The sequence below is a fragment of the Streptomyces sp. NPDC006372 genome (assembly GCF_040612515.1).
In the GTDB taxonomy this organism is placed as follows: domain Bacteria; phylum Actinomycetota; class Actinomycetes; order Streptomycetales; family Streptomycetaceae; genus Streptomyces.
Window position 1 is genome coordinate 106,990 of the sequence record NZ_JBEXQJ010000004.1, and the last position, 19,940, is coordinate 126,929.

Consider the following 19,940-nt stretch of genomic DNA (forward strand, 5'->3'; position numbering starts at 1 on the left):
CGAAGCATCCTTGCCTATGGGGCCCGCCGACCGCCCGGACAGTCCCGGATTCGGTGACGGTGTGAAGCATGCGCCGAATCGCCCTGGGGGCGGTCCGCGCGGAACGGCACGGCGGGGCGTGGCCCGTCAGGACAGCAACACCTTGAAGGTCTCGCTGGTGGCCGCCCCGGCGACGGCGGAAACGAGGCTGCCCAGCAGGATTCCCATCAGGGTCAGCCGCTCACGGCGGTTCAGCGGGCGTCGGGGCATGGCGGATCTCCCGTCTCGGAGTGAGCGGTCGGCGAGCGGCCGGCCACGATCCACTTTCGCGGACGGGTGAGTGAGGTGGACGAGTTGAGACGAGACGGGGGTCTGCGCGGCCTGCGGTGGCAGCGTGGCAAACGAAGACCTGGGTGCGTGGCCTGATCCATGACTCTGCGGTCGGAATCCGGGCCGCGGCTGTGGACCTCGCGGCAGCCGGACCGCCTCAGTCTTCTGAACGTGCCCGTGTGCCGCGGGAAAACCCCCGTGTCTGCCTGGGGGCCTCCCCCACCCCAGGCCGGCGGTCCCCCGCATGGTCTCCGTGGTCGCGCGGCGGGAGCCTTGGATCATGACACGGCATCGGACCGCCACCGCACTGACCCTGCTCGTCACCCTCGGCGCCGTCGCGACCGGCATCCCGGCCGTGGCGGCGCCGGCCGGCCCGGCAGCCACGACCACCGCACAGGTCACCCCACACGTGACCGCGCCCGCCTCCACCGTCGTCGGCGCCCTCGACCGCGCGTCCCACCCCTTACGCACCGTCGAACCGGGCGGTGACACCCGCGACCTGCGGGCCCTCGACCGCATGATCGGTGACGCCCGGGTCGTCGGCCTGGGCGAGGCCACCCACAGCTCGCACGAGTTCTTCGCCCTCAAACACCGCGTCCTGCGCCACCTCGTCGAGGAGAAGGGCTTCCGCACCTTCGCCCTGGAAGCCCCCTGGAGCACCGGCCTGCGCCTCAACGCCTACGTGCTGCGCGGCGAGGGAGACCCGCGGCGCATCATGCGGGACGAGTTCCAGCGGGACTACCTGTGGTGGAACAACGACGAGTACCTGGCACTCGTGGAGTGGATGCGGGCGTACAACAGCCGGCACCCCGACGACCCGGTCCGGTTCATGGGCGACGACTTCGCATGGGCCGGCCCCGAGCTGTACGACGAGGTCACCCGCTACGTGGCCCGCTCCCACCCCGGCCTTCTCGACCGTTTCACCGCGCTGTACCGGGGGCTGCGGCCCACCACGGCGGCGGGCCCGTACATCGAGCGGTACCTGCAACTGCCGTACACCGAACGCAAGGAGAAGGCGGACCGGACCGGTCAGGCCCTGAAGCTGCTGCAACAGCAGGGGCCGGGGGCCGACCGTGCGGCGTACGACTGGGCGGTGCGGCACGCCACGGCCATCGACCAGACCGCGCGCGGCTACGCCTTCGACTTCGGGGACGCGGAGCAGCTACGGGCCGCCATGCGCTTCCGCGATTCCGTCATGGCCGACAACGTGGCCTGGTGGGCGGAGCACACCGGAGACAAGATCCTGCTGTCGGCGCACAACGCACACGCCGCCTACGTTCCGGACGACCCCGTCCACTACCCGAAGATGCAGGGCTCGTTCCTGCGCGACCGGCTCGGCGACGCGTACGTCAGCATCGGTCTCACCTTCGCCCGAGGCTCGTTCAACGCGACCGGACCCGAGGACGAGGTGCGGCGGTTCACCCTCGGTCCGGCGGGGCCCGGCAGCAACGAGCGGACACTCGACCGGGTGCGCCACCGCGACTACGTCGTCGATCTGCGGACCGCTCCGCAACCGGCCCGGGACTGGCTGCGGGACGCCCGGCCGACCCGCAGCATCGGCACCGCGTACCCGGAGCCGGAGCACGACATCGCACTCGCCCGCAGCCACGACGTGCTGATCCACCTGCACCGTGTGGAGGCGGCCCACCTGCGCGACCGCTAGCCGGCTCCGGCAGTGACACCCGCTCCCCCCCCCCGCAGGCCGGGGTGACGGATCCCTCACACGGCCCTCGCGCAAAGGAGTGGACTCGCCACCTCGTCCGGGCCGATCGTGGGCGGCATGTGTGATCACTCCGACGCGCCCGCCGACCCTGCCGTTTCCGCTGCCCCCACAGGCAGCGCGGAGGCCGGCGAGGTCCGCCGTTTCTGGGGCCGGCTCGGTCTGCCGGGGCTGGTCGACGTGCACACGCACTTCATGCCCGAGCGGGTGCTGCGGAAGGTGTGGGGCTACTTCGACGCGCTCGGGACGCTGACCGGCGGGCTGGAGTGGCCGATCACCTACCGGCAGGAGGAGGCCGAACGGGCCGCCATCCTGCGGGGGTTCGGCGTACGGGCCTTCACCGCGATGCTGTACCCGCACAAGCCGGGCATGGCCCGCTGGCTGAACGGCTGGGCGGCCGGCTTCGCCGGGCGTACCCCCGACTGTCTGCACACGGCCACCCTCTACCCCGAGCCGGGCGTCGACGCCTACGTCCGGGAGGCCGTCGAGGCGGGTGCGCGGGTCTTCAAGGCGCATGTGCAGGTGGGGGCGTACGACCCGGCCGACGAACTGCTCCAGCCGGCGTGGGGACTGCTGGCCGAGGCCGGGATCCCGGTCGTCATCCACTGCGGGTCCGGGCCCGCGCCCGGCAAGCACACCGGCCCCGGGCCGATCGCCCGGGTGCTGGCACGGCACCCCCGGCTGCGGCTGGTCTTCGCCCACATGGGGATGCCCGAGTACGAGGAGTTCCTCGACCTCGCCGAGCGGTACACGGAGGTCCGGCTGGACACGACGATGGCGTTCACCGACTTCTCCGAGAAGCTCGCGCCGTTCCCGCCGAGTGCCCTTCCCCGGCTCGCCGGCCTCGGCGACCGCATCCTGCTCGGCTCGGACTTCCCCAACATCCCCTATCCGTACCTGCATCAGCTGCACGCCCTGGAGCGGCTGGACCTCGGGGAGGCATGGCTGCGGGCGGTGTGCCACGACAACGCGGCGGAGCTGTTCGGCCTGTGAGGGCCGGGTCCTGAACCGTCGCTGTCAGGAGGACAGCGCGGCCCGCTCCGACTCGGCCAGCAGCATGCAGAACTCGTTGCCCTCCGGGTCGGCGAGCACGACCCAGCCCCAGCCGTCGGGCTTGCGACGGTCGTCGACCAGGGAGGCACCCAGCCCCAGCAGCCGCTCGACCTCCGCCTCCCGCGAGGTGTCGGGGCGCAGGCAGAGGTGAATCCTGTTCTTCACCGACTTCGGCTCCGGGACCTCGTTGAAGTACAGCGTCGGGCCGCCGGGCAGCGTGATCGCGGTCTCGGTGTCACCCGGCTGGTCCTCGGGATCCACCGGGTGCCCGGTCACCTCGCTCCAGAACAGCGCCAGTCGGTAGGCGTTAGCACAGTCGATCGCCACGTTCGTCACGGTTGAGGCCATGCCCGCGATCATCTCCGAACGGGGTTCTGACTGCCACCGGAATACAGTGCCTACAGAGGGGGCGAGAGACATGAGCAGCGGATCGGTCGGTCAGTGGTACGTGCTGGTGGAGGCCAACGAGTCCCACGGTGGTGACTCCACGTGGGACCTGACGGACAAGGTGCACGTCGAGGGAGGAAGGGAGGAAGCCCTCTCCCGAGCGCAGGAGATGAGCCTGTCCCTCGTGCCGGGAAGGTCCGATCCCGAGAAGTACGGGCGCACCGTGTTCCGGACCTCGGAGACCAGTTGGCTGGTGGAGGTGACCCATTCGTTCTGGTACGACGGCTTCGATCGCCCTTCCACGCTTTCGAGCCACTTCCGGATCTCCGTCGCGGAACTGGTGGCCACGAAGGAGACACCGCCCGCCGAGCCTCGCAAGAAGGGCTGGGTGAGCAGGGTGATCCCCGGCAGGTAGTCCGACCGCCGGACTCACCGCCCCCGCCCCGGCGGCGCCGTGCTCTCCCGCACCACCACCCGCGTGGGCACCAACGTCGTCCCGTGCTCCGCCCCGTCCTGCCGCATCTTGCTCAGCACCCCTTCCACGCACAGCCGTCCCACCTCGGCGAAGTCCTGGTGGATGGTCGTGAGGGGCGGGAGGAAGGACGCGGACTCCGGGATGTCGTCGAAGCCGATGACGCTGATGTCGCCGGGGACGCGCAGGCCGCGTTCGTGCAGGGCCCGGAGCAGGCCGAGGGCCATCTGGTCGTTGGCCGTGAACACCGCCGTGCAGTCCGGCTCGTCGGCCAGCCGCAGACCGGCCCGGTAGCCGGACTCGGCCGACCAGTCGCCCCGGACCAGGGGCGGCGGGACCCGGCCCGCCTCGGTCAGCGTGTCGCGCCAGGCGTTGGCGCGGCGCTGGGCGGCGAAGGAGCCCTCCGGGCCGGCCAGATGCCACACCGTTTCGTGGCCGAGGTCGAGCAGGTGCCGTACGGCGTCCCGCGCTCCGCCCGCCTGGTCGGTGTCGACCACGGTGTAGCGGTCACCGGCGTCCGAATCGGCCACCACGACCTGCACACCGGGCGGCAGCGAGACCGTCGCCGCGTCCAGCAGATGGATCTCCATGATGACGATGACGGCGTCCACGGCGAGTTCGCCCAGGCGGGAGAAGGCGCCGTTCACCTCGTCCTGGGTGGGGACGGCGACGGGCAGCAACGTCACGGCGTAGCCGTGCTGGGCGGCGGAGGTGGCGATGGCCTCCAGGGTGCGGATGTTGCCCATGGTGGAGAGCGAGAAGGTGATCACGCCGAGCGTGCGGAACTCGCCCCGCCTGAGGGCCCGGGCCGCGCTGTTGGGGCGGTAGCCCAGTTCCCGCATGGCGTCCAGGACCTGGCGGCGGGTGTCCTCCGTGACGCCGGGGAAGCCGTTGGAGACGCGGGAGACCGTCTGGGAGGAGACCCCGGCGAGGCGGGCCACGTCGGCCATGGAGGCGCCCTGCCGGGGCCGGGCGGCACGCCGTCTCGTACGGCTCGTGCCCGTCGGCTCGCTCTCGCCGTCCACCGCGCCCACCTGCCCCTTTGATGTCGGTCCGGAACGAGTCCTTGACCCCTGAGATTCGGACAGTGTAGACATCCCGCCAGTGGATGTTTACGTAAACATTGCCTAGTCGAAACCACGCGACAAGGCATCGAATCCGTATGAGTCGCACCACGTAGGCCCCGATCTCTGCGTCCGCCCGGACGCGCGGCACGCGGAAGAGTTGGAGTACTCGAGATGGCACACCGCACCCGTAAGAGAAGGCTCCTCGGGGCCATCGGCGTCACCGCCGTGGCGACCGGAACCCTCCTGGCCACGACGACCCTGCCCGCCGCGCACGCCGAACCGGCCCAGGCCGCGGCCGCCGGGGTCACCGTCCGGCCGGACCCCTCCTACTCGGGGGAGAAGTTCGAGGGCTGGGGCACGAGCCTCGTCTGGTTCGCCAACGCCACCGGCGACTACCCGCCCGCGATCCGCGAGAAGCTCTACAAGCTCCTCTTCGGCGACGACGGGCTCAACCTGAACATCGCCCGCTACAACATCGGCGGCGGCAACGCCCCCGACGTCAAGGACTACCTGCGGGCCGGCGGCGCGGTCGAGGGCTGGTGGAAGGCCCCGGCGGGCACGACCCGCGAGGACGTCGACTGGTGGGACGCCGACGACCCGGCCGACTGGAACAAGAACGCGGACAAGACGCAGCGCTGGTGGGTCGACCGGATCAAGAACGACATCACCCACTGGGAGACCTTCAGCAACTCCCCGCCCTGGTTCATGACCGAGAGCGGCTACGTCTCCGGCAACTTCGACGCCGGCAAGGACCAGCTGAAGACCGACTCCGTCGAGGACTTCGCCAAGTACCTGGTGGGCGCGACCGAGCGTCTGGAGAAGGCGCACGGCATCAAGGTCGACACCCTGGACCCGTTCAACGAGCCGAACACCAACTACTGGGGCACCAAGCTCGGCCCCGACGGCGAACCGACCGGCGGCCGCCAGGAGGGCGCCCACATCGGCCCCGAGCTCCAGCAGAAGGTGATCCGCGCGCTGGCCCCGGTGCTGAAGAAGTCCCGGTCGGACGCGGAGATATCCGCGATGGACGAGACGAACCCCGGCACGTTCGCCACGAACTGGAACTCCTACCCGCAGGAGGTCCGAGACCTCGTCGGCCAGATGAACGTCCACACCTACGGCACCGGTCAGCGCACCACCGTCCGCGACCTGGCCAAGGCCGCCGACAAGCCGCTGTGGATGAGCGAGGTCGAGGGCGACTGGGGCGACGGGCAGAGCTTCACGGACATGCGGCCGGGCCTGGGCCTCGCCCAGCGCATGGTCGACGACCTGCGTGAACTGGAGCCCAAGGCCTGGGTGTTCTGGCAGCCCGTCGAGGACTACGACAACATGAAGCCGGGCGGCGAGTCCGCGAAGGGCGGCAACTGGGGCGAGATCCAGCTCCCGTTCAGCTGCACCTCGAAGGACACGCTGAAGTCCTGCCCGGTCTACACGAACACCAAGTTCGACACGGCCCGCAACTTCACGCACTACATCAAGCCCGGCGACCGGCTGATCAAGACGAACGACACGTCCAGCACCGCGGCGATCTCCCGCAAGGGCGACGCGGCGACCGTCGTGCACGTCAACAGCACCACCGAGGCCCGTGAGGTCACCCTCGACCTGTCGAAGTTCGGCCGCGTCTCCTCCCGTGCCACGGTCACCCCGGTGGTGACCAGCGCCGACGGCAAGCTGGAGAAGCAGAAGGCCGTCCGGGTCACCGGCAAGCAGGCCACGCTCACCGTGCCCGCCCAGTCGGTGACGTCGTTCCTCGTCAAGGGCGTGTCCGGGGTGGCGAAGGACGCGGCCGAGCTGCAGAAGGGCCACACCTACCGGCTGACCGGCGCCCAGAGCGGCAAGGACCTCACCATCGCCGGCAACGGGACGGGCCTGGTCATCAGGAGCGCGAACGCGACCGACCCGGCCGGTCAGCAGTGGCGGGTCGAGCAGGTCCGCGGCAAGGACAACCGCAAGCGGTACGTCCTCACGGAGACCGCCACCGACAAGCGCCTGGCCATCCGTGACGGCGCGCTGGTCGCCGAGCCCGACGAGGGCCGCCGCGACGCCGCCGCCGAATGGATCATGTCCTCGACCGGCGACGGCACCTGGACCCTCGTCAACGCCGCCACCGGCCAGCTCCCGGACGTCTCGGGCCAGTCCACGAACGACGGCGCGAGTGTGGGCGTGTGGCAGCCGAACTCCGGGGCGAACCAGCGCTGGAAGGTGACGGAGGTGACGGGCGGCTAGCCCTTCGCGAGGCGTACGCCCTTTCCGACGCCCCCGCCTGCCGCCGCCGCACGGTGCCGGCAGGCGGGGTCCCGCTCGACAGCCACCGCATCCCGAGGACCAGCCGGGTCAGCCCGCGGGGCTCTGCGTAACCTTCCCCCGCTCGAACCCGTGGCTCCGCTCCACCTTCGCCACATGCAGCGTGTAGCTCTGGTACCACTCGGCCCGCCCGCGCTCCTGCGCCGCACGGTGCTCGACGTCGGTCCGCCACTCCGTGAGGGCGTCCGCGTCACGGAAGTAGCGGGGTGACTGCTCATGGCGTCACCGTAAGACAGAGGGCGCGTCTGCGGCCGCCCGGTTAATCGATTGCCGACCCGGGGAGCGTTCAGCAGGATGCGGGGATGCGCTTCTCGGTCAACATCCCGAACTTCGGTGACTTCGCCGATCCCAGGACCGTGGCGAAGGTGGCCGTGGCGGTGGAGCAGGCCGGGTGGGACGGGCTGTTCGTCTGGGATCACCTGGTGCATCGACGGCACGGGGACAGGCCCTTCGGGGATCCCTGGATGCTGCTGACCGCCGCCGCGTTGGCGACCTCCCGGATCAGGCTGGGCACCATGGTCACCCCGGTCGCCCGGCGGCGCCCGCAGCAGCTCGCGCGCCAGGTCGCGACACTCGACGCCGTGAGCGGTGGGCGGGTCACGTTCGGCGCGGGACTGGGCGGGCCCGTCGAGGACGAGTACGAGAGCTTCGGGGACACCACGGACCCGAAGGTGCTGGCCGAACGGCTGGACGAGGGCCTGGACCTGCTGCCGCGCTACTGGTCCGGTGAGCCGGTGAACCACGACGGGCGGCACTATCAGGCACGGGACGTGACGCTGCTGCCCGCCACGGTGCAACGTCCTCGGCCGCCGGTCTGGATCGCCGGCTTCTGGCCGAACCGCCCGCCCATGCGCCGGGCCGCACGCTGGGACGGAGCGGTTCCCCTGTTCCACGAGGCCAGGCACGGCCACGTGCCGCCCCTCGACCAGGTCCGGGACCTCGTCGCGTACCTCCGGGCGCAACGCGAGGGGCGGGCCGACGCTCCCTTCGAGATCGTCCTCGGCGGGGCGACACCGGGCGATGACCCGGCCAAGGCCCGTGACGTCATCGGCCCGTTGGCCGAGGCCGGCGCCACCTGGTGGGACGAGCGGCAGATCCAGACCGGCGACGCCATCGACCGCCTGACACCGGTGCTGCGCCGGGTCGAGCAGGGGCCGCCCAACCTGTAGTCAGGGGGAGTGCGCGGCCGGGCGGCTCAGGACTTCGCCACCGCGTCCACCATCCGCACCGCCCGCGTGACCGTCTCCGTGAAGGACGGCCCGGCCTCCCGTTCGGGCCGCAGGGCCCAGTCCTCCACCCCGATGCGCAGCGCGGTGTTCAGTACGCCCGCCTCCACGCGGACCGCGAGATCATCGGCGGGCAGGCCCGTGCGCTCGGCGATCATCGCGGCGAACGCCGCCTCCGCGTCGTAGTGCGCCTCCAGCCACACCGCACGCAGCCCCGGCTCGTCACGGCACAGCCGCAGCAGGTCGCCCAGGGCGCGCAGACGCGGTGAGGCGTCGGCGTCGTCGTACTGGATGCCGAGGATCGCCTCGGCGAGCGAGCCGTGGTCCGCCCGGCACTCCCGCAGCCGCTCCGACAGCAGCTCCAGGCCCGTGGTGAGCAGGGGGCGTACGCACTCCTCCTTGGAGCGGAAGTACCGCCAGAGCGTGCGCGTCGACACCCCGGACGCGGAGGCGATGTCCTCCGCGGTGACCGCCGCCACGCCCTTGGCGGCGAAGAGCCGGACCGCCTCCTCGGCGATCTCCATGCGCGTCTCGGCGCGTCGCCGCTCCGTCAGCGGCGGCCGCCCCGTGGCACCACCTGCTCGTCCGGCCATGCGCCCTCCTCGACTTGCCGTGCTCACTCTATTTTACGTCGCGTCACGTCTTGGTGGCGTGAAACGACCTGTTGGCACGTCACGTCTTTATGTCGCACTGAGACAAAAACCAGTACTGTGCCGGACGCCGGGTCAACGCGACAAGCGGAGGAACGCCATGAGTGGCACGGGTCTGTCGGGCAAGAGCGTCATCGTCACCGGAGCCGCCTCCGGCATCGGCCGCGCCACCGCGCTGCGGTTCGCCGCGGAGGGGGCGAGGGTCGTGGTCGCCGACCTGAACGCGGAGGGCGCCAAGAACGTCGTGGGCGCCATCGAGGCCGCCGGCGGAACGGCCGTCGCCGTCACGGGCGACCTGAGCGACGGCGCGGTGGTCGACGCGGTCGTGGCCGCCGCGGTCGGCACCTTCGGCGGCGTCGACGTCCTGGTCAACAACGCGGGCGTCATGGACAGCATGTCCGCCGCCGCGGACGTCACCGACGCCGAGTGGGAGAGGGTCCTGCGGATCAACGTCACGGCACCGTTCCTGCTGACGCGGGCCGCCCTGCCGCACATGATCGCGGCGGGCGGCGGCGCCATCGTCAACACCGCCTCCGAGGCGTCGCTGCGCGGCAGCGCGGCCGGCACGGCCTACACCGTGTCCAAGCACGGTGTCCTCGGGCTCACCCGCTCCCTCGCGGTGATGTACCGGGACCAGGGCATCCGCGCCAACGCCATAGCCCCGGGCGGCACCGCCACCGACATCACCGCCGACGTCCACATCGACCGGGAGGCACACGGACCGTCCGTCGTCGGGCGGCACTTCGTCAACATGGGCCGCATCTGCGAGCCGGAGGAGCAGGCCGCCGCCATCGTCTACCTCGCCTCCGACGCGGCGAGCGGGGTCAACGGCGTGATCCTGCCCGTGGACAACGCCTGGGCCGCCGTCTGACCGACGTGGTCGCCCCCCGGACCTCCGCGGAGCCAAGAGAGCCACGAGCCACGAGAGTCACGAGAGGAAGAGGACAGCCATGTCCACCCCCCACAGCCCGGCACCCGCCCTGGACTTCGACCCGGACGCCCTGCGCGAGCGGTACCGGGCCGAGCGCGACCGGCGGATCAGACCGGACGGCAACCGTCAGTACCGGCGCACCACCGGCGAGTTCGGCCGCTTCGACGAGGACCCGCACGCCGGGCCCGGGCGCACCCGGGAGCCCCTGCACGACCACGTCGACGTGGTCGTCGTCGGCGGCGGGTTCGGCGGCCTGCTGGCCGGTGCCCGGCTGCGCCAGGCGGGTCTGGAGGACGTCCGGATCATCGAGAAGGGCGGCGACTTCGGCGGCACCTGGTACTGGAACCGCTACCCCGGCATCCACTGCGACATCGAGTCGTACGTCTACATGCCGCTGCTGGAGGAACTCGGCTACGTCCCGAAGTGGAAGTACGCGCCGGGCGAGGAGATCCGGGAGCACGCCCAGGCGATCGCACGGCACTTCGGCCTCTACCGCGACGCCTGCTTCGGGACGCAGGTGAGCGAACTCCGCTGGGACGAGGGCGAGTCCGCGTGGATCGTCACGACCGACCGCGGCGACCGCATGACCGCCCGTCACGTCGTCGTGGCCACCGGGCTGCTCAGCCAGCCCAAACTGCCCGGCATCGAAGGCATCGAGACCTTCAAGGGCCACATGTTCCACACCAGCCGCTGGGACTACGACTACACCGGCGGCGACGCGAACGGCGGCCTGACGGGGCTCGCCGACAAGCGCGTCGCCCTCATCGGCACCGGCGCCACCGCCATCCAGGTCGTCCCCCACCTGGGCCGGGACGCCCAGCACTTGTACGTGTTCCAGCGCACCCCGTCCTCCGTGGACGTACGCGGACAGCGCCCCACCGACCCCGAGTGGGCCGCTTCGCTGGAGCCCGGCTGGGCGCGGGCCCGCCGGGACAACTTCCTCACGGTCGTCACCGGCGGCCGGGTCGAGGAGGACCTGGTGGCCGACGGCTGGACCAGCAGCGCCCGCCTCCAGCAGAAGCTCATCCCGACGAACAGCTACGCCGGACTCACCCCGGAGGAACGCGAACGTCTGGAGGAGATCGCCGACTTCCAGAAGATGAACGAGCTGCGGGCCCGGGTGGACGCCGTCGTCGACGACCCGGCGACCGCCGAGGCCCTCAAGCCCTGGTACCGCTACATGTGCAAGCGGCCCACCTTCAGCGACGCGTACCTGGAGACCTTCAACCGGCCGAACGTCACCCTCGTGGACACGGCCGACCACGGGGGAGTGGAACGCATCACGGAGCACGCGGTCGTGGTCGGCGGGGTGGAGTACGAGGTCGACTGCGTCGTCTTCGGCACCGGCTTCGAGGTCGGCGTCTCGGGGCTGCTGTCCGGGCGGCTCCCCGCCTACGGCAGGGGCGGCACCGCCCTGCTGGAGGCCTGGCGGCAGACCGGCCCGAGGACCCTGCACGGCTTCTACAGCCGGGGCTTCCCCAACCTGTTCATGCTCGGCTCGGTGCAGAGTGCCAGCTCCGTCAACTACGTGCACGTCCTGGACGAACAGGCCTCCCACGTCGCCGAGGTGATCGCCGAGGCCCGCCGGCGCCGGGTCCGGTGTGTGGAGCCGACCGCCGAGGCGGAGGCCGCCTGGGGGGCCACGATCCGGGAGAAGTCGGTCGACCTGTACCGGTTCCAGTCCGAGTGCACCCCCGGCTACTACAACGGCGAGGGCATGCCGAGGCCGCGCGGCGAGTCGTACGGCGACGGCCCGATCGCGTTCTACGGGCTGATCCGGCGCTGGCGCGCGGAGGGCGGCATGGACGAGGTACTGGTGGAGGAGTCATGACGGGGCGTTCGAGCGGCCGCGAGGGAAGTACCCGCTGGCAGGCCCGCCGCCTCAACTCCCCCAATCCGCTGTGCGGTTCGAACGGTGTGGCGTTCGGTCCCGACGGGCGGCTGTACGTCGCGCAGTTCCTCGCCGGGCAGATCAGCGCCGTGGACCCGGCCACCGGGGACGTCGAGGTGGTCGTACCGCCGGACGGCCCGGTCCGCTCGCCCGACGACCTGGCCTTCGGGGCGGACGGGTCGATGTACATCGCCGACCTGGTCCCCGGCCGGGTGTGGCGCCGCGGCCCCGAGGGAGAGTACTCGCTGGTCTCCGACGAGGTGAAGGTGCCCAACGGGATCACCTGCGTCGGCGACCGGCTCTTCGTCAACGAGATGCGGATGAACGGCCGGCTGCTGGAGCTCTTCCCGGAGGGCGGTGACCCGGTCGTCCTCACCGACGGGCTGGCCTTCGGCAACGCGATGCAGCTGGGCCCGGACGGCTGCCTCTACTACCCGCACATGATCAGCAGGCAGGTCTGGCGCATCCCTCCCGACGGCGGGGTGCCCGAGGTCGTCGCCGAGGACGTGCACGACCCGGTCGCGGTCCGCTTCGACCAGGGCGGTGTCCTGCACGTCCTGTCACGCGGCCCCGAGGGCATCGTCACCCGCGTCGACCTGCACGGCGGTGGCTCCCGCTCGCTGGTGACCAGCGGGGTCGTCGGCCTGGACAACGCCGCGTTCGACGCGGAGAACCGCATGTTCGTCTCCAGCTTCGCGAGCGGCGGCATCACGGAACTGCACCCCGACGGCCGCACCCGCCCCGTCGTCCCGCGCGGCCTGGACGGCCCCTACGGCGTGACGGTCGACCTGGGCGGCACGGTGTACGCGGCGGACCACTACCGGGTGGCCCGCCCCGAGCAGCCCGCCGACGGCGGGTCGGGCGACGTGACCACGGAGATCCTCCAGCCCTTCTTCCACGGCATCACGGCCGACGGCGACGTCCTGCACACCACCTCGCAGTTCGGCACCGTGCAGACCTACGACCCCGCCACCGGCACCACCCGGATCCGGGCGACGGGCCTGAACCAGCCCCTCGGCATCGCGACCCGCGCCGACGGCACCCTCCTGGTCGCCGAGACGGGCGCCGGACGTGTCGTCGCCCTCGACGGGACGGACGACACGGTCACGGTCGTGGCGGAGGGCCTGGACCACCCCGTCGACGTGGCGCTGGACGCCGACGGGCGCTGCTACGTCACCGACGACCACCGGGGAGCGGTACTGCGCCTCGACGACGGCGAGGCGGTGCCGCTGGCGGAGGGCCTCGGCGCCCCGCAGGGCGTGACGGTCCACGGCGACGACCTGTTCACCGTGGACACCGGACACCGCCGGCTGTGGTCGGTCTCCCTGACGACGGGCCAGGCCCGTGTCGAGGCCGAGGACCTGGCCGTCGGCGTCCCCCCGGGCACCACCCCGGGCCCGGCTCCCGCCCTCTTCACCCACGGACTGCCCGGCGTGGCGGCCCGGTTCGCCGGGCTCACCGCCGGCCCGGACGGCTCCCTGCTCCTGTCGTCGAACGGCGAGGGCACGGTGGTGCGGCTGTCGCCGGCGGACACGACCTAACGGCGGCGGCCCCGGGAAGGCCTGCCGCGCCGTCCGCCCCGGGCGGCACCCGTGCGCGCCGGGCGGTTCTCGGCGGGCGGCGGGGCGAGGACGACGGGCACGCCCGAGGGGGCCTGCGCGCCGGTGATGCGGTTCAGTTCGGGCTCGCCCGAGCGGACCCGCGTGACCTGCGGGGTGATGCCGGCGTCGGCCATCAGCCGGGTCATCTCGCGGCGCTGGTGGGGCAGGACCAGCGTCACGACGGTGCCGGACTCACCGGCGCGGGCAGTACGGCCGCCCCGGTGCAGATAGTCCTTGTGGTCGCCCGGCGGGTCCACGTTGACGACGAGGTCGAGGTTGTCGACGTGGATGCCACGGGCGGCGACGTTGGTGGCCACCAGGACCGTGACCTCGCCGTCCTTGAACCGCGTCAGGGTGCGGGTGCGCTGCGACTGGGACTTCCCGCCGTGCAGGGCGGAAGCGCGCACCCCGACCGCCAGCAGCTTCTTGGCCAGCCGGTCGGCGGCGTGCTTGGTGTCGAGGAACATGATCACGCGTCCGTCGCGGGCGGCGATCTGCGTCGTGGTGGCGTGCTTGTCGTCGTCCTCCACGTGCAGCAGGTGGTGCTCCATCGTGGTGACCGCGCCCGCGGACGGGTCGACCGAGTGCACGACGGGATCGTGCAGGTAGGCGCGGACCAGGCGGTCGACGTTGCGGTCCAGGGTCGCCGAGAACAGCATCCGCTGGCCGCCCGGGGCGACCTGGTCGAGCAGCGCGGTCACCTGCGGCATGAAGCCCATGTCGGTCATCTGGTCGGCCTCGTCGAGCACCGTGATGGCGACGCGGTCCAGACGGCAGTCGCCGCGGTCTATGAGGTCCTTGAGCCGGCCTGGCGTCGCGACGACGACCTCGGCCCCGGAGTGCAGCGCGTTCGCCTGGCGGCCGATGGACAGGCCGCCGACCACCGTGGCGAGCCGCAGCCGCAGCGCGCGGGCGAACGGGGTGAGGGCGTCGGTGACCTGCTGGGCCAGTTCCCGCGTGGGGACGAGGACGAGGGCCAGGGGCTGCCGGGACTCGGCCCGCTGCCCCGCGGTACGGGCCAGCAGCGCGAGACCGAAGGCGAGCGTCTTGCCCGACCCGGTGCGCCCGCGGCCCAGCACGTCCCGCCCGGCCAGCGAGTTCGGCAGCGTGGCCGCCTGGATCGGGAACGGCGTGAGCACGCCCTCGGCGCTCAGCGCGGTCAGCAGCCGCTCGGGCAGGCCGAGGTCGGCGAACGCCTCGACGGCGGGGAGCGCCGGGGTGACGGTGGCCGGCGGTGCGAACTCCTGGCCGCCGGCGGGACGCCGCCCGCCGCGGCCGCCGCCCGCCGGACGGGACGCGGTGCCTGAGCCGCCGGCCTTGCGAGACCGGAAACCGTTGTTACGGGAGTGGGAGGAGCCGTTGTTCCTGCGAGCCGTGCGGTCCATGGGGAACCTTCCTCGATGCGGCACGTGTCGGGGAATGCGCGGCGGCGCCGGAGGGCCGCAGGATTCGCAAGATTGAGCCGGAAATGAATGAAACGAGCCGAGGCCCGCACCGCGAGGGTGCGGGCCCCGGTCAGGGCATACGTCCGCGTCAGGCGGGAACGATGTTCTCGGCCTGCGGGCCCTTCTGGCCCTGCGTGACGTCGAAGGTCACCTTCTGGCCTTCCTGGAGCTCACGGAAGCCGGAGGTGGCGATGTTCGAGTAGTGGGCGAACACGTCCGGACCGCCACCCTCCTGCTCGATGAAGCCGAAGCCCTTTTCCGAGTTGAACCACTTCACGGTGCCGGTAGCCATATGAATCTCCCTTGAGGGCAGTACTCAGGGCCCGCACCTTGCGGGCCCGTAGTCGCCGAAATGATCACCCTACGGAGAGATCCGAGAAGCCTCGGAAACAAAAAAGAGTGCTCGTCGACAAAGGTCGAAGAGCACTCGAAGTCTCTGGGAACCAAAACTGCAACACCAGCGAAGGTAGCACAGGTCGGGGCGGAAGGCTCGGGAATCTCGTACCCGAGGTGGACCTCCCGGCGGCTGGTACTGCGTTCTCAGTAGTCCGGATTGTCGGCAGCCGCACGACGACGGGACGGGCCCCTCGCGGAGAGCCTTGGCAGACGATCGACACCAGATGTGGAGACCTGCTGCCGTGGCAACTTTCCTGTATCGAGTGGGCCGTCTGGCCTTCCGGCGACGCTGGTACGTCGCCCTGGTCTGGGCGGCCGTCCTGGCCGCCGTGGGGCTGGGTGCGCTCAAGGCGCCGGGGGCCGTCGACGAGGAGTTCTCGATGCCCGGCATCGAGTCCCAGAAGGCGTTCGACCTGATGGAACAGCGTTTCCCCGGGGCCACGGCCGACGGGGCGACCGCCCGGGTCGTGTTCATCGCGCCGGACGGCGAGAAGGTGACGGCGGCCGGGAACAGGCAGGCCGTCGAGAAGGCCGTGGCCGGTCTCGGCGACGGCACGCAGGTCGCGAGCGCCGTCGACCCGTTCCGGGCGAAGACGATCAGCCGGGACGGCTCCACCGCCTTCGCGACCGTCACCTACAAGGTCGGCGCCGACGACCTCACCGACGCCGGCCGCACCCACCTGGAGAGGACCATCGACCAGGCCCGCGACTCCGGCCTGACCGTCGAGGCGGGCGGCACCGCGCTCGCCGCGGACGGCGGGCCGGGCGGCATGGCCGAGGTGATCGGCGTCGCGATCGCCGCCGTGGTGCTCCTCATCACCTTCGGGTCCCTGGCCGCCGCCGGGCTGCCCCTGCTGACCGCCGTCATCGGCGTCGGCGTCAGCATGGCCACGATCCTCGCCCTGTCCTCCGCCCTCGGCCTGTCCACGACCACCGGCACCCTGGCGATGATGCTGGGCCTCGCCGTCGGCATCGACTACGCCCTGTTCGTCGTCTCCCGCTACCGGGAGGAGCGCGCCAAGGGACGGGTGCCGCAGGAGGCGGCCGCACTGGCCGTGGGCACGGCCGGGTCGGCGGTCGTGTTCGCCGGGCTCACCGTCGTCATCGCGCTGGCCGGGCTCGCCGTGGTCGGCATCCCCATGCTCACCAAGATGGGACTGGCCGCCGCGGGCGCCGTCGTCGTCGCCGTGCTGATCGCGCTGACCCTCGTCCCGGCGTTCCTCGGCTTCTGGCCGAACGCCGTGCTCACCCGGCGGGCCCGCCGCAGCGGCCGGATCGAGGAGAGCGGCGAGGCGGGCGCCGGCACCCGCTGGGCCCGGTTCGTGCTGCGCCGCCCGCTGCCCGTCCTGCTCCTCGGTGTCGTCGGCCTCGGCGCCCTCGCCCTGCCCGCGGCCGACCTCCAGCTGGGCATGCCCGGCGACGAGGCCAAGCCGGTCTCCACCACCGAACGCCGGGCCTACGACGCGCTCGCCGAGGGCTTCGGGCCGGGCTTCAACGGGCCGCTGACCATCGTCGTGGACGGCAAGGGCGCCACCGACCCGAAGAGGGCCGCGGGCACCATCGCCAAGGACATCGGCTCCACCGGGGGCGTCGTGTCCGTCTCCCCGGCCCGTTTCAACGACGCCGGCGACACCGCCGTCTTCTCCGTGGTTCCCGCCACCGCCCCGACCGACGAGAAGACCAAGAACCTGGTGACGACCATCCGTGACGAGCGTCCCGGCATCGAGTCCCGCACCGGCGCGAGCTACGAGGTCACCGGCACCACCGCGCTCAACATCGACATCGCCGACAAGGTGCAGGCCGCGCTGATCCCGTACCTGATCGTCGTCGTCGGCCTCGCGATCGTCCTGCTGCTGGTGGTGTTCCGCTCCGTGCTGGTCCCGCTCAAGGCGGCCCTCGGTTTCCTGCTGTCGGTGCTGGCCTCCCTCGGCGCGGTCGTGGTGGTCTTCCAGCAGGGCCACGGCGCGGAACTCCTCGGGGTGGAGCAGACCGGCCCCATCATGAGCCTGATGCCGATCTTCCTGGTGGGCATCGTCTTCGGGCTCGCCATGGACTACGAGGTGTTCCTCGTCTCACGGATGCGGGAGGCGTACGTGCACGGCGAGTCGCCCGCGCAGGCGGTCACGTCCGGCTTCCGGCACAGCGCCCGCGTGGTCGTGGCGGCCGCCCTGATCATGATCGCGGTGTTCGCCGGGTTCATCGGCGAGAGCGACTCCATGATCAAGATGATCGGTTTCGGACTCGCCTCCGCCGTCCTGTTCGACGCCTTCGTCGTCCGCATGGCGATCGTGCCCGCCGTGCTCGCCCTGCTCGGCCACAAGGCCTGGTGGCTGCCGAAGTGGCTGGACCGGGCGCTGCCCCGCGTCGATGTGGAGGGCGAGGCGCTCAGCCGCGGGCCGGACACCGGGGAGCCCGCCCCGGAGGCCGCACCCGGCCTGGAACCGGTGCGCACCTGATCCCACGATCCATCCCGGCCGGGGCCGCCCGTGGCGAAGGACACGGGCGGCCCCCAGGGCGTTCCCGCCCCGGGTCGACCACGATGGACCCAGCCCCACCCCCCGGAGAGCCCCATGACCACCACCCTGGAGCGGCGCTACCAGGACCGCCTGGAGGAGTTCACGGCCCGCCACGCCTTCCTCGTCGACCTGACGATGGCCCTGGCGCTGATGGGCTGCGCGACACTCGGCGGCTCCCTCACCCTGCCCGGCGCCGACCCGCCGGACCAGGACAAGACGGCCACCGTGCTCATGGGTATCTCCTGCCTCAGCCTGCTCAAGCACCGCACCCATCCGCGCACCTCCCTCACCGTCACCGCGATCTGCACGGTGGCCGCGATCGCGCTGGGCTACCTGCTGACGCCCCTGATGCTCGCCCCGCTCATGGCGGCCCTCTACTGGCTGGCCGCGGACACCGACCGCAGGACCACCCGCGTCTACGGCCTCACCACCATGGTGGTGGTGACGATCGCGGCCGTGTTCGCCGACTCCATGGACCACCTGTCCCTGGTGCTGCGGACGATCGGCCCGTTCTTCTGGCTGCTGCTGCCGCTGGCCGCCGGCCGCGGGGCCCAGGTGCGGCGCGCCTACCTCCGTGCCGTCCAGGCTCGCGCCGAACACGCCGAGCGCACCCGGGAGGAGGAGGCCCGGCTGCGTGTCACCGAGGAACGGATGCGCATCGCCCGCGAGCTGCACGACGTCGTCGCCCACCACATGGCCCTGGCCAACGCCCAGGCCGGCACCGCCGCGCACCTCGCGCTCACCAGCCCCGAGCAGACCCAGAAGATCCTCACCGACCTGACCGGCACCACGTCCTCCGCGCTGCGGGAGCTGAAGGCCACGCTGGGCCTGCTGCGGCAGAACGACGAGGACCCCGGTTCCCCGGCGCTGGAACCGTCCCCCGGGCTCGCCCGCCTGCCCGAGCTGGTCACGGCGTGCGCGTCGGCGGGCCTGGACGTCACCGTCACCACCGAGGGGGAGCCGCGGCCGCTCTCGCCGGGCGTGGACCTGACGGCCTTCCGGATCGTGCAGGAGGCCCTCACCAATGTCACCAAGCACGCCGCCGCCGAGGCCGCCCACGTCACCCTCGCCTACACCGGCTCCCGTCTGCTGATCACCGTCACCAACGACGGCCCCACCGCCGCCGAGCCCGCACCGGGCCGCGGCTTCGGCGTCATGGGCATGCGCGAACGCGCCCTCTCCATCGGCGGCGAACTGTGCGCCGGGCCCCGCCCCCAGGGCGGCTTCGAGGTCACCACGGCCCTGCCGCTGCAACCCGCCACCCACCTCGCGGAAGGAACGACAGCATGAGCATCAGGGTGCTGCTCGCCGACGACCAGGCCCTGCTGCGGGCCACCTTCCGGATCCTCATCGACTCCTGCGCGGACATGGAAGTGGTCGCCGAGGCCTCCGACGGCGCGGAAGCGGTGGAGCTGACCCGCGCCCACCACCCCGACATCGTCCTCATGGACATCCGCATGCCCGGCACCGACGGCCTCGCCGCCACCGCCACGCTCTGCGCCGACCCGGAACTGTCCGCCACCCGTGTCCTCATCCTGACGACCTTCGAGACCGAGGACTACGTCGCCCAGGCGCTGCGCGCCGGTGCCAGCGGCTTCCTCGGCAAGGACGTCACCGCCGACACGCTGCTGGCGGGCCTGCGCACGGTGGCCTCCGGCGAGGCCCTCCTCTCACCCGTCGCCACCCGTTCCCTCATCACCCGCTTCCTCCTGGCCCCCGCCCCCGAGACCCACCTGGCACCGCCGGAACGCCTGGCCGACCTCACGGTCCGCGAACGCGAGGTGATGGCCCTGGCCGCGGAGGGCAGGTCCAACACCGAGATCGCCGAGGACCTGACCCTCAGCCCGCTGACCGTGCGCACCCACATCCACCGGGCCATGACCAAGCTGGACGCCCGGGACCGTGCGCAACTGGTCGTCATCGCCTACCAGACGGGTCTGGTGCGGGCGGTTCCGCCGGTGAGGTGAGGGCG

17 protein-coding genes and 1 pseudogene are annotated in these 19,940 nt (G+C 71.8%); 11 read left to right on the forward strand and 7 right to left on the reverse strand.

Going from position 1 to position 19,940, the window contains the following annotated elements:
* Positions 1–126 precede the first annotated feature (126 nt).
* A complete protein-coding gene (locus ABZ016_RS09875) occupies positions 127–249 on the reverse strand; it encodes a hypothetical protein (RefSeq protein WP_276327084.1) in 123 nt (40 codons plus the stop codon).
* Between the two features lie 340 nt (positions 250–589).
* Between ABZ016_RS09875 and ABZ016_RS09880 the strand changes: the two genes are divergently transcribed.
* Positions 590–1,972, forward strand: a complete 1,383-nt coding sequence (locus tag ABZ016_RS09880; protein ID WP_356916049.1) for an erythromycin esterase family protein — start codon at positions 590–592, stop codon at positions 1,970–1,972.
* A gap of 117 nt (positions 1,973–2,089) precedes the next feature.
* On the forward strand, positions 2,090–3,022 hold the full coding sequence (locus ABZ016_RS09885) for an amidohydrolase family protein (protein ID WP_356916050.1): 933 nt from the start codon (positions 2,090–2,092) through the stop codon (positions 3,020–3,022).
* A gap of 24 nt (positions 3,023–3,046) precedes the next feature.
* On the opposite strand, the gene ABZ016_RS09890 is transcribed toward ABZ016_RS09885, so the two are convergent.
* A complete protein-coding gene (locus ABZ016_RS09890; RefSeq protein WP_356916051.1) occupies positions 3,047–3,430 on the reverse strand; it encodes a VOC family protein in 384 nt (127 codons plus the stop codon).
* A gap of 70 nt (positions 3,431–3,500) precedes the next feature.
* Here ABZ016_RS09890 and ABZ016_RS09895 point away from each other — a divergent pair, with 70 nt between their 5' ends.
* Positions 3,501–3,884 (forward strand): hypothetical protein, encoded by a 384-nt coding sequence (locus ABZ016_RS09895; RefSeq protein ID WP_356916052.1) that lies wholly within the window; start codon positions 3,501–3,503, stop codon positions 3,882–3,884.
* Positions 3,885–3,898: 14 nt separating this feature from the next.
* On the opposite strand, the gene ABZ016_RS09900 is transcribed toward ABZ016_RS09895, so the two are convergent.
* Positions 3,899–4,891 (reverse strand): LacI family DNA-binding transcriptional regulator, encoded by a 993-nt coding sequence (locus tag ABZ016_RS09900; protein WP_356916331.1) that lies wholly within the window; start codon positions 4,889–4,891, stop codon positions 3,899–3,901.
* Between the two features lie 288 nt (positions 4,892–5,179).
* On the opposite strand from ABZ016_RS09900, the gene ABZ016_RS09905 reads away from it, so the two are divergent.
* The gene (locus ABZ016_RS09905; RefSeq protein ID WP_356916053.1) at positions 5,180–7,234 is read left to right on the forward strand and encodes a glycoside hydrolase; all 2,055 of its coding nucleotides are present in this window, start codon (positions 5,180–5,182) and stop codon (positions 7,232–7,234) included.
* 108 nt (positions 7,235–7,342) lie between these two features.
* On the opposite strand, the pseudogene ABZ016_RS09910 reads toward ABZ016_RS09905, so the two are convergent.
* Positions 7,343–7,513, reverse strand: a pseudogene (locus ABZ016_RS09910) (antibiotic biosynthesis monooxygenase); the annotation flags it as partial.
* A 101-nt stretch (positions 7,514–7,614) separates the two neighbouring features.
* Between ABZ016_RS09910 and ABZ016_RS09915 the strand changes: the two are divergent.
* The gene (locus ABZ016_RS09915; protein WP_356916054.1) at positions 7,615–8,481 is read left to right on the forward strand and encodes an LLM class flavin-dependent oxidoreductase; all 867 of its coding nucleotides are present in this window, start codon (positions 7,615–7,617) and stop codon (positions 8,479–8,481) included.
* A gap of 26 nt (positions 8,482–8,507) precedes the next feature.
* Here the strand turns inward: ABZ016_RS09915 and ABZ016_RS09920 are convergent, their stop codons facing one another.
* On the reverse strand, positions 8,508–9,131 hold the full coding sequence (locus tag ABZ016_RS09920; RefSeq protein WP_356916055.1) for a helix-turn-helix domain-containing protein: 624 nt from the start codon (positions 9,129–9,131) through the stop codon (positions 8,508–8,510).
* A 157-nt stretch (positions 9,132–9,288) separates the two neighbouring features.
* Between ABZ016_RS09920 and ABZ016_RS09925 the strand changes: the two genes are divergently transcribed.
* From ABZ016_RS09925 to ABZ016_RS09935, 3 genes are all read left to right on the forward strand, one after another.
* Complete coding sequence (locus ABZ016_RS09925; protein ID WP_356916056.1) at positions 9,289–10,059, forward strand: glucose 1-dehydrogenase; 771 nt, start codon at positions 9,289–9,291, stop codon at positions 10,057–10,059.
* Between the two features lie 79 nt (positions 10,060–10,138).
* The gene (locus ABZ016_RS09930) at positions 10,139–11,950 is read left to right on the forward strand and encodes an NAD(P)/FAD-dependent oxidoreductase (protein WP_356916057.1); all 1,812 of its coding nucleotides are present in this window, start codon (positions 10,139–10,141) and stop codon (positions 11,948–11,950) included.
* The gene (locus ABZ016_RS09935) at positions 11,947–13,551 is read left to right on the forward strand and encodes an SMP-30/gluconolactonase/LRE family protein (protein WP_356916058.1); all 1,605 of its coding nucleotides are present in this window, start codon (positions 11,947–11,949) and stop codon (positions 13,549–13,551) included. The genes ABZ016_RS09930 and ABZ016_RS09935 overlap by 4 nt, the downstream gene beginning before the upstream one ends.
* On the opposite strand, the gene ABZ016_RS09940 is transcribed toward ABZ016_RS09935, so the two are convergent.
* Together ABZ016_RS09940 and ABZ016_RS09945 are read right to left on the reverse strand one after the other, a co-directional pair.
* Positions 13,548–14,996 (reverse strand): DEAD/DEAH box helicase, encoded by a 1,449-nt coding sequence (locus tag ABZ016_RS09940; RefSeq protein ID WP_356916059.1) that lies wholly within the window; start codon positions 14,994–14,996, stop codon positions 13,548–13,550. The genes ABZ016_RS09935 and ABZ016_RS09940 overlap by 4 nt on opposite strands.
* Before the next feature lie 148 nt (positions 14,997–15,144).
* Entirely contained in the window at positions 15,145–15,348 is a 204-nt protein-coding gene (locus ABZ016_RS09945; protein WP_003991681.1) for a cold-shock protein, read from the reverse strand.
* 346 nt (positions 15,349–15,694) lie between these two features.
* On the opposite strand from ABZ016_RS09945, the gene ABZ016_RS09950 reads away from it, so the two are divergent.
* The 3 genes from ABZ016_RS09950 (at position 15,695) to ABZ016_RS09960 (ending at position 19,935) form a co-directional block, all read left to right on the forward strand.
* The gene (locus ABZ016_RS09950) at positions 15,695–17,908 is read left to right on the forward strand and encodes an MMPL family transporter (protein WP_356916060.1); all 2,214 of its coding nucleotides are present in this window, start codon (positions 15,695–15,697) and stop codon (positions 17,906–17,908) included.
* 114 nt (positions 17,909–18,022) lie between these two features.
* Positions 18,023–19,258, forward strand: a complete 1,236-nt coding sequence (locus ABZ016_RS09955) for a sensor histidine kinase (protein ID WP_356916061.1) — start codon at positions 18,023–18,025, stop codon at positions 19,256–19,258.
* Positions 19,255–19,935 (forward strand): response regulator transcription factor, encoded by a 681-nt coding sequence (locus ABZ016_RS09960; protein WP_356916062.1) that lies wholly within the window; start codon positions 19,255–19,257, stop codon positions 19,933–19,935. The genes ABZ016_RS09955 and ABZ016_RS09960 overlap by 4 nt, the downstream gene beginning before the upstream one ends.
* The last annotated feature ends 5 nt before the right edge of the window (positions 19,936–19,940 follow it).

What these genes read in the sequence shown, in the direction of transcription:
- ABZ016_RS09945 (WP_003991681.1), bottom strand. Translation starts at nt 15,348, where the DNA reads ATGGCTACCGGCACCGTGAAGTGGTTCAACTCGGAAAAGGGCTTCGGC.
- ABZ016_RS09955 (WP_356916061.1), top strand. Translation starts at nt 18,023, where the DNA reads ATGACCACCACCCTGGAGCGGCGCTACCAGGACCGCCTGGAGGAGTTC.
- ABZ016_RS09880 (WP_356916049.1), top strand. Translation starts at nt 590, where the DNA reads ATGACACGGCATCGGACCGCCACCGCACTGACCCTGCTCGTCACCCTC.
- ABZ016_RS09900 (WP_356916331.1), bottom strand. Translation starts at nt 4,891, where the DNA reads ATGGCCGACGTGGCCCGCCTCGCCGGGGTCTCCTCCCAGACGGTCTCC.
- ABZ016_RS09930 (WP_356916057.1), top strand. Translation starts at nt 10,139, where the DNA reads ATGTCCACCCCCCACAGCCCGGCACCCGCCCTGGACTTCGACCCGGAC.
- ABZ016_RS09960 (WP_356916062.1), top strand. Translation starts at nt 19,255, where the DNA reads ATGAGCATCAGGGTGCTGCTCGCCGACGACCAGGCCCTGCTGCGGGCC.
- ABZ016_RS09935 (WP_356916058.1), top strand. Translation starts at nt 11,947, where the DNA reads ATGACGGGGCGTTCGAGCGGCCGCGAGGGAAGTACCCGCTGGCAGGCC.
- ABZ016_RS09875 (WP_276327084.1), bottom strand. Translation starts at nt 249, where the DNA reads ATGCCCCGACGCCCGCTGAACCGCCGTGAGCGGCTGACCCTGATGGGA.
- ABZ016_RS09890 (WP_356916051.1), bottom strand. Translation starts at nt 3,430, where the DNA reads ATGGCCTCAACCGTGACGAACGTGGCGATCGACTGTGCTAACGCCTAC.
- ABZ016_RS09895 (WP_356916052.1), top strand. Translation starts at nt 3,501, where the DNA reads ATGAGCAGCGGATCGGTCGGTCAGTGGTACGTGCTGGTGGAGGCCAAC.
- ABZ016_RS09920 (WP_356916055.1), bottom strand. Translation starts at nt 9,131, where the DNA reads ATGGCCGGACGAGCAGGTGGTGCCACGGGGCGGCCGCCGCTGACGGAG.
- ABZ016_RS09905 (WP_356916053.1), top strand. Translation starts at nt 5,180, where the DNA reads ATGGCACACCGCACCCGTAAGAGAAGGCTCCTCGGGGCCATCGGCGTC.
- ABZ016_RS09940 (WP_356916059.1), bottom strand. Translation starts at nt 14,996, where the DNA reads ATGGACCGCACGGCTCGCAGGAACAACGGCTCCTCCCACTCCCGTAAC.
- ABZ016_RS09925 (WP_356916056.1), top strand. Translation starts at nt 9,289, where the DNA reads ATGAGTGGCACGGGTCTGTCGGGCAAGAGCGTCATCGTCACCGGAGCC.
- ABZ016_RS09885 (WP_356916050.1), top strand. Translation starts at nt 2,090, where the DNA reads ATGTGTGATCACTCCGACGCGCCCGCCGACCCTGCCGTTTCCGCTGCC.
- ABZ016_RS09915 (WP_356916054.1), top strand. Translation starts at nt 7,615, where the DNA reads ATGCGCTTCTCGGTCAACATCCCGAACTTCGGTGACTTCGCCGATCCC.